The sequence below is a fragment of the Bradyrhizobium sp. AZCC 2262 genome, from assembly GCF_036924535.1.
Taxonomy (GTDB): domain Bacteria; phylum Pseudomonadota; class Alphaproteobacteria; order Rhizobiales; family Xanthobacteraceae; genus Bradyrhizobium.
Map to the genome: position 1 here is coordinate 3,644,455 of NZ_JAZHRT010000001.1, position 12,591 is coordinate 3,657,045.

The following is a 12,591-nucleotide window of genomic DNA, read 5'->3' on the forward strand; positions in this document are numbered from 1 at the left end:
CGGCAGTCTCTGCGATGTGTGTGCGTGCGTGGCGCATTAGGTCCTCAGGAGTGCAGGCAATTTCACCCGTGACGAATGTCGTGATCTAAACGCAGAGAAACTTCAGCGCGTCAAATGTTTTATGCTCACGAGGTGCGGAATTTGTTGCGTGCTGGCAATTTTAGAACGCCCGCGCGGCCGGCTGGGTTCGAAAATTTCAAGCTGTCGTCAATTGGCGGAAGCGCCGGCATGTCCGCTGGCGGGCATTTTTGCTTGTGTTCGTGGGCACTGCCTACCATGCCAGGCTGAGCCAGAAGCATTGTGTTTGGCCGACGCTTGAACAGTGCTCCCACGGTTCGCATCATCGGATGATGACGAAAAGCGATCCCTTAGCTGGACCAAATATCTTCTGCGCGCTCCAATAAATGCTGGTTAGCAGGGCCAAGCGTGCCCCAAAACACGAGCCGGACGTGCGCTAGAAGCGCAGAGAGTGCCGTTCGCTGACGCGGAGAAGCAATACCTGAGAACTCGGTCCACCATTTTCCACGCGGCGCATGATCTTTGTTGTGAGGAACTATCGCTTCGAGGGCATAGTCAACAAAATCAATCTCCCGAGATACTCCAAGAATGATCGAGGGAACGTAATACATGAAGGTCGTGGGCTCGAAATAGCCTCTGGCTACGGCGGGCGATGCCCCGACCATTCTCCAATCCATAAGGCTAACTTCCGTCCACGGACGCCCGGATATCCTGTTTCCGAGTTCCTGGCGTATGTCGCGATCGAACGAGTCTTTCCCTTCGGCCCAAAAAAATTGGACAGGTAGCGGCGCTACTGGAAAGGCCGTCCTGACAAGATTTAAAAACTCTGCATTGTCCGCCGCGACGTCCTCCGGAGAGGGCATTGTTCACGCCCTCCGCGCCACTCCACCGGCATTCATGCCGCCATCGATGACGAGCTCGGTGCCGGTCACATAACGCGAGGCATCCGACGCCAGATACAGCACGCCCTGCGCAATTTCCGCAGCCTCGCCGGCGCGGCCGAGCGGGGTTACAAGTTTCGCGCGCTCCTCGGGATCGATCGGCGCGTTCTGCCCGCTGCCTGCGGCTCCCGTCGGGATCTTGCCCCAGATCGGCGTGTCGATGATGCCGGGATGCACGGAGTTGACGCGGATGCCGTCGCCAAACGTCGCGCATTCCATCGCGATCGACTTGGCGAACAGCCGGACACCGCCCTTGGTCGCGGAGTAACCGGAAAGACTGGCCGCGCCGCGCAGGCCCGCCAGCGACGACATCATGATGACGGAGCCGCCGCCGGTCTTGCGCATCGCCGGGAGGCAATGCTTCACCGACAAAAACACGCCATCGAGATTGATCGCGGTCTGCCGCCGCCAATCCTCAAGCGACATCTCGGTGATCGACGGCACGGCAATGCCGATGCCGGCGTTCGAAACCAGCACGTCGAGCCGGCCGTAGCGCTTCATCACGTCGGCCACCACTTCGATCCATCGTTCCTCGCTGGTGACGTCGTGGTGCAGGAAGGCCGCCTCCCCACCCGCCTTCTTGATCCGCGCAACGACCTCGGGGCCTCTGAGATCGTCGACATCGGTCACAGCGACCGACGCGCCTTCGCGCGCCAGCAATTCGGAAACCGCTTCGCCAATGCCGGAAGCGCCGCCCGTCACCAGCGCGACCTTGCCCTGAACCTGCCCTGTCATTTCCACTCCCGTTTGTTGTTCTTGGTTGTCGAATTATCTGATCAAGGCCGGTCCCGGATCCGGCACCGCGACGTCGAGCACGCGCAACTGCACGCGTTCCGAGCCCTGAAAGCGATCGACCGCGAGCGATCCTGCCACATGCAGCGGCTGACCGCGGTTCTGCGTCAGCGCGTGGCCGAGCTTTTGTCCGACCGAGCGAAACGCGATGCCGTTGACGACGGCGCCGTCACCGGACTTGAAGCGCAGGCGCAGATGCGCCTGACCGACCTCGTCGGCATAGACGAGCTGATGCGCCGGCAGTGCGATCACAGGCTCCGGGTTGGCCGCGCCGAACGGCCCGGCGCGGTTCAGCATCGTCGCGAACTCCACGGTTATGCTGCGCGCGCTGACGGCGCCATCGATGAACAGCTCGTGCTCGTGACGGGAATTGGCGACGTCCTCGGCCAGCGCGCTTTCCATGAAGGCGCGAAACTCCGCGAGCTTCTCTTTCCGCAGCGTGACACCCGCGGCCATGGCATGGCCGCCGCCCTTCATCAGCAATTTTTCCTTCACCGCCTGCCGCACGGCTTTTCCGAGATCTACGCCCGAGATCGAGCGGCCCGAGCCGGTGCCGATGCCGCCCGGCTCCAGCGCAATTGCAAAGGCAGGCCGCGCAAATTTCTCCTTCAGCCGCGAAGCGACGAGACCAACGATGCCGGGATGCCAGCCCTCGGCGGCGGTCACGATCACCGCGCCCTTGTCCTCTAGCCCGAGCGAGGCCAGCGCCTCGGCCTCGGCTTGCGCCTCCGCCGCCTGCTCGATGATGCGGCGCTCGCCGTTGAGCCGGTCGAGTTCGGCCGCGATCCGCGCGGCCTCCGAGACGTCGCCCTCCAGCAAAAGCCGCACCCCGAGATCGGCGCGCCCGATCCGGCCCCCAGCATTGATGCGCGGCCCCAGCATGAAGCCGAGATGCCAGGCCTCGGGCGGCCCGTTCAGCCGCGCCACATCCATCAGCGCGGTATGGCCGACATGGTCGCGGCGGCGCATCGCGATCAGCCCCTTGGCAACAAAGGCGCGGTTGAGCCCGGTCAGGGGCGCGACGTCGGCCACGGTGCCGAGCGCCACATGGTGCAGCATACCCAGAAGATCCGGCTCCGGACGCTCGGCATTCCAGAAGCCACGGCCGCGCAATTCACGGTTCACCGCGACCAGCGTGATTAGCACGAGGCCGACGGCAGCGAGATGGCCGAGGCCGGAGAGATCGTCTGGCCGGTTCGGGTTCACCAGCGCATCGACCTCGGGCAATTCGTCGCCGGTCTGGTGGTGGTCGATGACGACGACCGACATGCCTAGCTTCCGCGCTTCCGCCAGCGGCTCGAGGCTGGTGGTGCCGCAATCGACGGTGACGAGCAGCGTGGCGCCTTTGCCAGCAAGCGCGCGCACCGCCTCGACATTGGGCCCGTAGCCTTCGAAGATGCGGTCGGGGATGTGGATCAAGGGATCAAGTCCGCAATGGCGCAGGTGCCAGGCCAGCAGCGCCGCCGAGGTCGCGCCGTCGACGTCGTAATCGCCGAAGATCGCGACCTTCTCCCCGCGCACAGCCGCATCCGCGATGCGCCTCGCCGCCGTCTCCATCGCCGTCACGGTGTGGGGGTCGGGCATCAGTTTGCGGATGGTCGGATCGAGAAAGTCCTCGACCTCGTCGATCCCGACCTCGCGCCCCGCCAGTACCCGCGCCAGCATCTCCGGCAATTGGTAGCGCTGCGTGATCGCCAGCGCCCGCACCGCTCCCCTGGCGTCGAGGCGGTCGCGCCACAATTTACCCGTCGCTGAACGCGACACGCCGAGAAACGCCGGCGGCAGTTCAACGGGAAGTGCGGATGCGGGAAGCGTCATGATGCCTTCGAGAAATAGGGCCAAAGCGGCCCTTCGGCAAACGCAAAGCAAGGGCGATGGCGGAAGCGGCTGCGCGCGAATCGTTGCGGTGAAGCTGACACAACCTCGGCCCCGTCAGCTTTGAGCCTATGCCGACAAAAACGACTTGCACAAAGAAGATGCAACTTGTCCCCGTAATACTACCCGCGGGACGCCGGAAATTAAACCAATCGTTAGCCATGATCCCCGACAAAGGAGACAACACGCTCTCGTTGAGTCCCGCCGATCCGCAGAAGATCGACATCAGCACAAAGACTGAGGAATTGCCGCCAATGTCCGTCGCGCTTCGCTCCCAAACCGCAACGACCGCAAAACAGTCAGCCAATGCAGCGGGCGCCGAAGACGAGGCCGACGTTTCCGCGCTGATCGCGAGATTGACCGCCGAGGTCAACCAGGTCGCCTGCGAGAAGACCAAGTCGATCCAGAAGATCACCAACCAGATGAAGATGCTGGCGCTGAACGCGCTGATCGAGAGCTCGCGCGCCGGTGCCCAAGGCGCCGGCTTTGCCGTGGTGGCGCAGGAAGTGCGCAATGTCGGCCAGCAGGTCGAGACCATCGCCCGCGAGCTTGAAAGCCAGCTCACCAACCGGACCGGCAATCTGATGAACTCGATCGCGCAGATGGCCGACCGCTCACGCGGCGAGCGCATGGTCGATCTGTCGCTGAACGCCATCGAGCTGATCGACCGCAACCTCTATGAGCGCACCTGCGACGTGCGCTGGTGGGCGACCGATTCCGCCGTCGTCGATTGCGCGGCGGCGCCGGAGACCGCCGCGGTCGCGCATGCGTCGGAACGGATGGCCGTGATCCTCGGCGCCTACACCGTCTATCTCGACCTCTGGCTATGCGATCTCGACGGCAATGTGCGCGTCAACGGCCGCGCCGATCGCTTTGGCGTCGTGGGCCAGAACGTGGCGCACACAAAATGGTTTCGCGGGGCACGGGACCTGCGCTCCGGCGACGATTACGCCGTCGGCGACGTCGAATGCCAGCCCCTGCTCGGCAACGCCCAGGTGGTGACCTATTGCGCCAGCGTTCGCGCCGGCGGCAAGGCCAACGGCAAGCCGACCGGCGTGCTCGCGGTCCATTTCGACTGGGAGCCGCAAGCCCGCGCCATCGTCCAGGGCGTGCGCGTGGGCGCCGCCGACAAGGCGCGCGTGCTGCTGGTCGATTCGAATTTCCGGGTGATCGCAGCATCCGACGGCCAGGGCCTGCTCACCGAACGCGTCTCGCTTCCGCTGGAGGGGCGACGCTCCGGCTTCCATCAGGACCGCTCCGGCGCACTGGTCGCCTTCCACGCCACGCCCGGCTACGAAACCTATAAGGGCCTTGGCTGGTTCGGCGTGATCCAGGGCGGGGCCGGGTAGGCTCGCGAACGCCGCTAACAGCCCAACCGGTCGGCGATCCCGCCAAAATCCTTGGCGACGATGTCCCAGTCGCCCCTGGCTTCGAAATCATATTTCTGGTGCGGGCCGTATTCGGTCGGCCTTGCGACAAAGGCGGTCTTGAGGCCGAGCTTCTGCGCGGCCTTCAGATCGTTGTTGTGGGCGGCGACCATCATCACCTGCTCCGGCGGCAGGCAGAGCAGTTTGGCCGCACCAAGATAGGTTTCGGGATCGGGCTTGTAGTGCTCGAACAACTCCGCCGACATGACGAGGTCCCACGGCAGCCCGGCGAACTTTGCCATGTTGGTCAGCAGCGCGACATTGCCGTTGGAGAGCGGCGAGATGATGTATTTTGTCTTCAGCCGCGTCAGGCCGGGGACGCTGTCGGGCCAGGGATGCAGGCGGTGCCAGCCCATCGTCAGGTAATGCAAATCGGCGTCGCTCAAGCCTTGAATCGAAAACTGCGCGACCAGTTTTTCCAGCGACTGCCGGTGCAGCGTATCCAGGATCTGATAGCCGCGCTCGGGATGCTTGCGCACCTCGTCCATCGAGGCGGCATAGACGGCGCGCCAGCCGTCGACCAAAGCGGTCCAGTCGACCTTGATGCCTGAGGTCTCCGACCATTTGGTGAAATCGTTGATGAGGCTGGTGCGCCAGTCGACGACGGTGCCGAACACATCGAACACCAGCGCCTTCACCGCGGACACATCGGACATGCGAGCCCTCCCCTGTTTTTGTTTTTCTGACGCCGTCATTCCGGGGCGCGCGCAGCGCGAACCCGGAATCTCGAGGTTCCGGGTTCGATGCTTTGCATCGCCCCGGAACGACGAGGGGTATCATCAATCCAAATGAAACTTATCCAGCTGCCGATGCTCGGCCTTGATATAGCGCACCGTGCCCGTCACCGAGCGCATCACCACCGTTTCGGTCTCGATCACGTCCTTGCGGAACTTGACCCCTGACAGCAGCGAGCCCGTGGTGACGCCGGTTGCCGCGAACAGGCAGTCGCCCCGCACCATGTCCTCGATGCCGTAGATCATCTTCGGATCGGTCACGCCCATCTTGTGCGCGCGCTCCCGTTTCTCGTCGCTGTCGAGGATCAGCCGGCACTGCATCTGGCCGCCGATGCAGCGCAGCGCCGCCGCGGCCAGCACGCCCTCGGGCGCACCGCCGGTGCCGATATACATGTCAACACCCGTGTTATCGGGATCGGCGCAATGGATCACGCCCGCCACGTCACCGTCGGTGATCAGCCGCACCGCGGCGCCGGTCGAGCGGACGCCGGCGATGATATCGGCGTGGCGCGGTCGATCGAGCACCAGCACCGTAATCGCGCCAGGCTCGACGCCCTTCGCTTTGGCGAGCCGGCGGACATTGTCGGCAGGCGACGCGTCGAGTTCGACCACGCCCTTGGCGTAGCCCGGGCCAACCGCGAGCTTCTGCATGTAGACATCGGGCGCGTGCAACAGCGTGCCGCCATCGGCCATCGCCATGGTCGCGATCGCGCCCGGCATGTTTTTGGCGCAGAGCGTGGTGCCTTCCAGCGGGTCGACGGCGATATCGACCTGCGGACCGGCGTTCAGCCCGACCTTCTCGCCGATGAACAGCATCGGCGCCTCGTCGCGCTCGCCCTCGCCGATCACGATGGTGCCTTCGATCGGCAGCTTGTTGAGTTCGCGGCGCATCGCATCGACCGCGGCCTGGTCCGCTGGCTTCTCCTGGCCGTGGCCGCGCAGCCGCGCGGCCGAAACCGCAGCACGCTCCGTCACTCGCACGATTTCGAGCGTCAGGATACGCTCGAGCAGCAGTTGCGGCGGAACGGAAATATGGGTCGACATCAGCTTACTCCCTTAAACCTGCATAGCGGCCCCGCGGCCGCAATCAATCCTCTGACGCGTTCCGAACAGAACGCGCGCTAGTTCTTTTCGATCCGTATCACCTGCGGCCGGCCACTGATCACCTTGTCGCGCTGAACGGCTTCCAGCGCGCGGTAGACCGCGTCCTCGGAAGTTGCGTAGGTAATCAGGATAACCGGAACCGGTGACGGCTTCTTCGCGGAGCCATTCGCATCGACGCCTTCTGGATGGCGCTGCACGATCGATTCCAGCGAGATCTTCTGTTCGGCTAGGCGGGTGGCGATGGTGGCGGCGGTGCCGGCCAGGTCGCGCGCCATCAGGCGGATGTAGTAGCCGCCCTCGTGGCGCTCCATCGGCGCCTTGCTGGTTTCGCGCAGCCGATCCACGGGACGTCCGAAAGGTTTGGCGTGAATGCCGCGCGCCACATCCGCAATGTCGGCAACGACCGCGGACGCCGTCGCGGCGCCGCCGGCGCCGGGTCCCACCAGCGTGATCGGCGGAATGCCTTCGCCATCGATGGTGACGGCGTTGGTGACGCCCATCACCTGCGCGATCGAGGATGATTTCGGCACCATGGTCGGATGCACGCGCTGCTCAATGCCCTTGGCGGTCCGTACCGCCACGCCCAGCAGTTTGACGCGGTAGCCCAGTTCTTCCGCCGCACGCAGATCTTCCGGCGCGATCGAGGAGATGCCTTCGACATAGACCGCGCTCTGCGCCACCTTGGTGCCGAAGGCGAGGCTCGCAAGAATCGCAAGCTTCTGCGCGGTGTCATGGCCGTCGACGTCGAAGGACGGGTTGGCTTCGGCATAGCCGAGCCGCTGCGCGTCCTTCAGGCATTCGGCAAATGACAGACCCTCCTGCTCCATCCGGCTCAGGATGTAGTTGCAGGTGCCGTTGAGGATGCCGTAGACGCGGTTGACGCCCGTGCCGGCAAGGCCCTCGCGCAGGGTCTTGATGACCGGAATGGCGGCGCCGACCGCCGCCTCGAAATTCAGGGCGCCGCCATGCTTCTCGGCGGCCTTCGCCAGCCGAATTCCATGCTTGGCGATCAGCGCCTTGTTGGCGGTTACGACCGACTTGCCGGCCTTCAGCGCGGCCTCGATCGCCGACAGCGCCGGCTCGCCGGAGCCGCCCATCAGCTCGACGAAGCAATCGACGTTGGGGTCAGAGGCCAGCGCCAGCGGGCTTTTGGCCCAGTCGATGCCGCGCAGGTCGAGTGCGCGCTTTTTTGCCTTTGAGCGCGCGGTGACGGCAACGACGCGCACGCCACGCCCGCTGCGCTCGGACAGCGTCCGCGACTGCTCTTCGATGAGGCGGACGACTTCGGCGCCAACCGTGCCGAGCCCTGCGATACCCACTCTCAGGGGTGCGACCATAATGAGGTAACCTGCAATAAAAGAAATTAGCGCCGATTGGCGAGAGGAACCACGTTGTGCAACGTTTCAATACCGCTTTCAAGGAAGCGGCGCACCCCGCGAGCGGCCTGGCGGATACGTTGCTCGTTTTCCACCATGGCGATGCGGACATAGCCCTCGCCATGCTCGCCAAAGGCGACGCCGGGCGAAACCACCACGCCGGATTTCTCCACCATCAGGGTCGCGAACTGCATGCTGCCGACGCCCTCGAAGGTCTTGGGCAGCGGCGCCCAGGCGAACATCGAGGCCTGCGGCGGCGGAATCTCCCAGCCCGCCCGGCCAAACGATTCGACCAGCGCGTCGCGGCGCTTGCGGTAGGTGTCGCGCATTTCCTTGATGCAATCGTCCGGCCCGTTCAGCGCCGCGGTAGCGGCCACCTGGATCGGCGTGAACGCGCCGTAGTCGAGGTAGGATTTCACGCGCGCCAGCGCTGCGATGATCCGCTCGTTGCCGACGGCAAAGCCCATGCGCCAGCCCGCCATCGAGAACGTCTTCGACATCGAGGTGAACTCGACGGTGACGTCCATCGCGCCGGGAACCTGCAGCACCGAGGGCGGCGGATTGTTGTCGTCGAAATAGACTTCGGCGTAAGCCAAATCCGACAGGATGAAGATCTCATGCTTCTTCGCAAATGCCACCAGATCCCGGTAGAAATCGAGGTCGGCGACATAGGCGGTCGGATTGGAGGGATAGCAGACGATCAATGCGATCGGCTTCGGGATCGAATGGATGATCGCGCGTTCCACCGCCTCGAAAAACTGCGGCGTCGGTTCCGAAGGCACCGAGCGGATCACGCCGCCCGCCATCAGGAAGCCGAAGGCATGTATAGGATAGCTCGGATTGGGGCACAGCACGACGTCGCCGGGCGCGGTGATCGCCTGCGCCACATTGGCAAAGCCTTCCTTCGAGCCCAACGTCGCGACGATCTGGGTGTCCGGATTGAGTTTTACGCCGAACCGCCGCCCGTAATAGGCGGCTTGCGCCTTGCGCAGGCCGTTGATGCCGCGTGAGGCCGAGTAGCGGTCGGTCCGCGGCTTGCCGAGCGTCTCCTTCAGCTTCTCCAGCACATGAGGTGGCGTCGGCAGGTCCGGATTACCCATGCCCATGTCGATGATGTCGGCCCCGGCATTGCGCGCGGCCGCCTTGGCCTGGTTGACCTTCTCGAACACGTAAGGCGGCAGGCGGCGGATGCGGTAAAAATCTTCCATGGGACCCTTGCTCCGACAACCGGCAGGACAGAATCGGGGGAACCTTCGCGGCTATCGAAACCGGATTGGGTTTCGGTCAGAAGTCGCGCTCAATCAAGGATTTAGAGCGAATTCAGGCGCGAGATCCCTGGAGCTCTGGACCCGCAATGCGGTTGAATTGGGTTCTTTTACCACGGGAGCCCGGCAGCGCCAGTTTTTATGGCGTTTACGCCCGCCCCGCCCCTGGTCCGGGCGATTCGCGCCAGGACAGCGACCTTCTCACTTCTTGGCAGGCTTTGCAGAGGCTGTCGCCTGACGGTCCCGGGCGGCCGTCAATTCTGACTGGATTTTAGCCAGTTCGGCCGGCTTGATCGCCTCTTCGTTGCGCTCTGGAGGCAGGTCATGAACCGGCAGATAGCCGCCGGCTTCCTTCGGACGCTCGGGCGCGTCCGTCGGCAGGCCAACGCCCGGCATATCCGCGATCTGCGTCGAGCAGCCGCCGAGGGCCAATGCCGACGCAAACAGCGCGGCAATCGACCACAGCCTTATCGTCCGATTGACCGGCATCCGTCCGGAAGTCCCCAACTACCTCTGCACCGCGCACGCATCTATGCGGTGGTACGAGCTTTGCAACGCCAAGCCGTCCCGCGGCGTTGATTTCGCTAGAACCGTTCAAACCATTGTCGCCCGAAACGATTAAAGCCCAAAGAGCAAATGTGATCGGTGCGGCTGCAATGTGTGCAACTTGTGTGAACACGCAAACTTTATCGCAGTGCAACAGGGTTAACGCCAACCCTCTTGTCATCAATCCACGCGGTGACGAACGCGAAATGAAGCTATAGTGTCCTTGATATGAGTGACGTCGACACCGAAACCCACGCTTCGAAGACCTTCAACGCCGAAGCCTTCGCCATGAACATCGCAAAAGCGATGGAAACGAGCGGCCAGGCGCTGGCGGCCTATCTCAAGCCGCGCGAGGACGGTGAGCCAAAGGACAAGCCGCCCAGCGAAATCGGCGAGGTCGTCAAGACCTTCACCAAGGTCGCGGAATACTGGCTCTCCGATAACGAGCGCGCCGCTGAGCTGCAGACCAAAATGGGTAAGGCCTATCTCGATCTCTGGGGCCAGGCCGCGCGCCGCATGGCCGGCGAAGCGGCCAAGCCTGCGATCGAGCCGTCGCCGCGCGACAAGCGTTTCAAGGATCCGGAGTGGAAATCGAACCAGTTCTTCGATTTCGTGCTGCAGCTCTATCTGCTCACCACGCAGTGGGCGCAAGAACTGGTGAAGAACGCCGAAGGCGTCGATCCGCACACCCGCAAAAAGGCCGAATTCTACGTTCAACAGATTACCAACGCGATCGCGCCGTCGAATTTCGTCTTCACCAATCCCGAAGTGCTGCGCGAGACGCTGGCCTCCAACGGCGACAACCTCGTGCGTGGCATGAAGATGCTTACCGAAGACATCGAGGCCGGCCACGGCACGCTGCGCATCCGCCAATCCGACCCGTCGAACCTCGTCGTCGGCATCAACATGGCGACGACGCCGGGCAAGGTGATCTTCCAGAACGAGCTGATGCAGCTCATTCAGTACACGCCGACCACCGAGACGGTGCTGCGCACGCCGCTCCTGATCGTGCCGCCCTGGATCAACAAGTTCTACATTCTCGATCTCAAGCCGGAAAAATCCTACATCAAATGGTGCGTCGACCAGGGCATCACCGTGTTCGTGATCTCCTGGGTCAATCCCGACAAGGAACTCGGCAAGAAAACCTTCGACGACTACATGAAGGAAGGCCCACTCACCGCGATGGACATCATCGAAAAGGTGACGGGCGAGATGAAGGTCCATACCGCCGGCTACTGCGTCGGCGGCACGCTGCTCGCCTCGACGCTGGCCTGGCTCGCGGAGAAGCGGCGCCAGCGCGTGACGTCGGCGACGTTCTTTGCCGCGCAGGTCGACTTCACCCATGCCGGCGATCTGCTTGTCTTTGTCGATGAAGACCAGATCTCGGCGCTTGAGCGCGACATGCACGCAGCCGGCGTGCTCGAAGGCAGCAGGATGGCGATGGCCTTCAACATGCTGCGCTCCAATGACCTGATCTGGTCGTATGTCGTCAGCAACTATCTGAAGGGAAACCCGCCCTCCGCCTTCGACCTGCTGCACTGGAACTCCGACGCCACGCGGATGCCGGCGGCCAACCATTCCTTCTACTTGCGCAACTGCTATCTGGAGAACCGGCTCTCCACCGGCAGCATGGTGCTCGACAACACGCTGCTCGACCTGTCGAAGGTCAAGGTGCCCGTCTACAATCTGGCGACCAAAGAGGATCACATCGCGCCGGCGGATTCGGTTCTCTACGGCTCGCAGTTCTTCGGCGGCCCGGTCAAATATGTGCTGTCCGGCTCCGGCCACATCGCCGGCGTGGTCAACCCGCCGGCCGGCGGCAAGTACCAGTACTGGACCAACGACAACATCAAGGACGTCACGCTCGCCGACTGGCTGAAGAGCGCGACCGAACACAAGGGTTCGTGGTGGCCCGACTGGCGGCAATGGCTGGAGAGCCTGGACGCCGAGCAAGTGCCCGCGCGCGCCGTCGGCTCCGAGGAGATGCCGCCGATCGAGGACGCGCCGGGCAGCTACGTCAAGGTCCGCGCGTAGCGCTGCCGCAGGCAGTTCGCTATAATCAATCGTCCCGTGCCGGGATTCGAACTCGAGTGAGGGGGAAACGATGACGCGCGAATTGTTCTGGCTGACTCTGACCGTAATTTTGACCGGGCTGCTCTGGGTCCCCTACATCCTCAACCGCTGTCAGGTACGCGGCCTCTCCGGCGCCATGGCCAACCCCTCGCGCAACGACAAGCCGCACGCCGACTGGGCCAACCGGCTGATGTTCGCGCACGACAACGCGATCGAAAACCTGATCATCTTCGCGCCGCTGGTCCTGATCCTCAACGCCATCGACTATTCGGACAAATGGACCGTGATGGCCTGCGCGGTATATTTCTGGGCCCGCGTCGCCCATCTGATCGTCTACACGCTCGGCCTGCCGGTGTTCCGTACGCTGGCCTTCACCGTCGGCTTCCTGGCGCAAGCCGTGCTCGCGCTGGCGATCTTCCAGGTGCTGTAAGCTCGGCCGA

The 12,591-nt window shown here is 63.5% G+C and carries 11 protein-coding genes; 3 read left to right on the forward strand and 8 right to left on the reverse strand.

Annotated elements, in window-relative coordinates:
- Positions 1-368: 368 nt before the first annotated feature.
- The 3 genes from V1283_RS17365 to recJ are packed head-to-tail and all read right to left on the reverse strand — an operon-like array spanning position 369 to position 3,569.
- Positions 369-881, reverse strand: a complete 513-nt coding sequence (locus tag V1283_RS17365; protein ID WP_334387667.1) for a hypothetical protein — start codon at positions 879-881, stop codon at positions 369-371.
- 3 nt (positions 882-884) lie between these two features.
- Complete coding sequence (locus V1283_RS17370) at positions 885-1,694, reverse strand: glucose 1-dehydrogenase (protein WP_334387668.1); 810 nt, start codon at positions 1,692-1,694, stop codon at positions 885-887.
- Positions 1,695-1,727: 33 nt separating this feature from the next.
- Entirely contained in the window at positions 1,728-3,569 is a 1,842-nt protein-coding gene (gene recJ / locus V1283_RS17375) for a single-stranded-DNA-specific exonuclease RecJ (RefSeq protein WP_334387669.1), read from the reverse strand.
- Between the two features lie 311 nt (positions 3,570-3,880).
- Here recJ and V1283_RS17380 point away from each other — a divergent pair, with 311 nt between their 5' ends.
- A complete protein-coding gene (locus V1283_RS17380) occupies positions 3,881-4,975 on the forward strand; it encodes a methyl-accepting chemotaxis protein (protein WP_442895868.1) in 1,095 nt (364 codons plus the stop codon).
- 14 nt (positions 4,976-4,989) lie between these two features.
- Here V1283_RS17380 and V1283_RS17385 read toward each other — a convergent pair whose 3' ends face one another.
- The 5 genes from V1283_RS17385 to V1283_RS17405 all read right to left on the reverse strand — a co-directional run bounded on the left by V1283_RS17385 (position 4,990) and on the right by V1283_RS17405 (position 10,021).
- Entirely contained in the window at positions 4,990-5,709 is a 720-nt protein-coding gene (locus V1283_RS17385) for a haloacid dehalogenase type II (RefSeq protein ID WP_334387671.1), read from the reverse strand.
- Between the two features lie 123 nt (positions 5,710-5,832).
- Positions 5,833-6,831, reverse strand: a complete 999-nt coding sequence (gene glpX, locus V1283_RS17390) for a class II fructose-bisphosphatase (RefSeq protein WP_334387672.1) — start codon at positions 6,829-6,831, stop codon at positions 5,833-5,835.
- A gap of 77 nt (positions 6,832-6,908) precedes the next feature.
- Positions 6,909-8,228 carry a homoserine dehydrogenase gene (locus V1283_RS17395; RefSeq protein ID WP_334387673.1) on the reverse strand — a complete coding sequence of 440 codons (1,320 nt, stop codon included), beginning with the start codon at positions 8,226-8,228 and terminating at the stop codon, positions 6,909-6,911.
- Between the two features lie 26 nt (positions 8,229-8,254).
- The gene (locus tag V1283_RS17400; RefSeq protein WP_334387674.1) at positions 8,255-9,475 is read right to left on the reverse strand and encodes an LL-diaminopimelate aminotransferase; all 1,221 of its coding nucleotides are present in this window, start codon (positions 9,473-9,475) and stop codon (positions 8,255-8,257) included.
- Positions 9,476-9,733: 258 nt separating this feature from the next.
- Positions 9,734-10,021 (reverse strand): hypothetical protein, encoded by a 288-nt coding sequence (locus tag V1283_RS17405; RefSeq protein WP_334387675.1) that lies wholly within the window; start codon positions 10,019-10,021, stop codon positions 9,734-9,736.
- Positions 10,022-10,306: 285 nt separating this feature from the next.
- Between V1283_RS17405 and V1283_RS17410 the strand changes: the two genes are divergently transcribed.
- Together V1283_RS17410 and V1283_RS17415 are read left to right on the forward strand one after the other, a co-directional pair.
- Positions 10,307-12,112, forward strand: coding sequence for a PHA/PHB synthase family protein (locus tag V1283_RS17410; protein WP_334387676.1), 1,806 nt, complete (start codon positions 10,307-10,309; stop codon positions 12,110-12,112).
- A gap of 70 nt (positions 12,113-12,182) precedes the next feature.
- A complete protein-coding gene (locus V1283_RS17415; RefSeq protein ID WP_334387677.1) occupies positions 12,183-12,581 on the forward strand; it encodes an MAPEG family protein in 399 nt (132 codons plus the stop codon).
- The last annotated feature ends 10 nt before the right edge of the window (positions 12,582-12,591 follow it).

Coding starts and splice junctions, on each gene's coding strand:
- glpX (WP_334387672.1), bottom strand. CDS start 6,831: ATGTCGACCCATATTTCCGTTCCGCCGCAACTGCTGCTCGAGCGTATC.
- V1283_RS17370 (WP_334387668.1), bottom strand. CDS start 1,694: ATGACAGGGCAGGTTCAGGGCAAGGTCGCGCTGGTGACGGGCGGCGCT.
- V1283_RS17405 (WP_334387675.1), bottom strand. CDS start 10,021: ATGCCGGTCAATCGGACGATAAGGCTGTGGTCGATTGCCGCGCTGTTT.
- V1283_RS17380 (WP_442895868.1), top strand. CDS start 3,881: ATGTCCGTCGCGCTTCGCTCCCAAACCGCAACGACCGCAAAACAGTCA.
- V1283_RS17410 (WP_334387676.1), top strand. CDS start 10,307: ATGAGTGACGTCGACACCGAAACCCACGCTTCGAAGACCTTCAACGCC.
- V1283_RS17365 (WP_334387667.1), bottom strand. CDS start 881: ATGCCCTCTCCGGAGGACGTCGCGGCGGACAATGCAGAGTTTTTAAAT.
- V1283_RS17415 (WP_334387677.1), top strand. CDS start 12,183: ATGACGCGCGAATTGTTCTGGCTGACTCTGACCGTAATTTTGACCGGG.
- V1283_RS17395 (WP_334387673.1), bottom strand. CDS start 8,228: ATGGTCGCACCCCTGAGAGTGGGTATCGCAGGGCTCGGCACGGTTGGC.
- V1283_RS17400 (WP_334387674.1), bottom strand. CDS start 9,475: ATGGAAGATTTTTACCGCATCCGCCGCCTGCCGCCTTACGTGTTCGAG.
- recJ (WP_334387669.1), bottom strand. CDS start 3,569: ATGACGCTTCCCGCATCCGCACTTCCCGTTGAACTGCCGCCGGCGTTT.
- V1283_RS17385 (WP_334387671.1), bottom strand. CDS start 5,709: ATGTCCGATGTGTCCGCGGTGAAGGCGCTGGTGTTCGATGTGTTCGGC.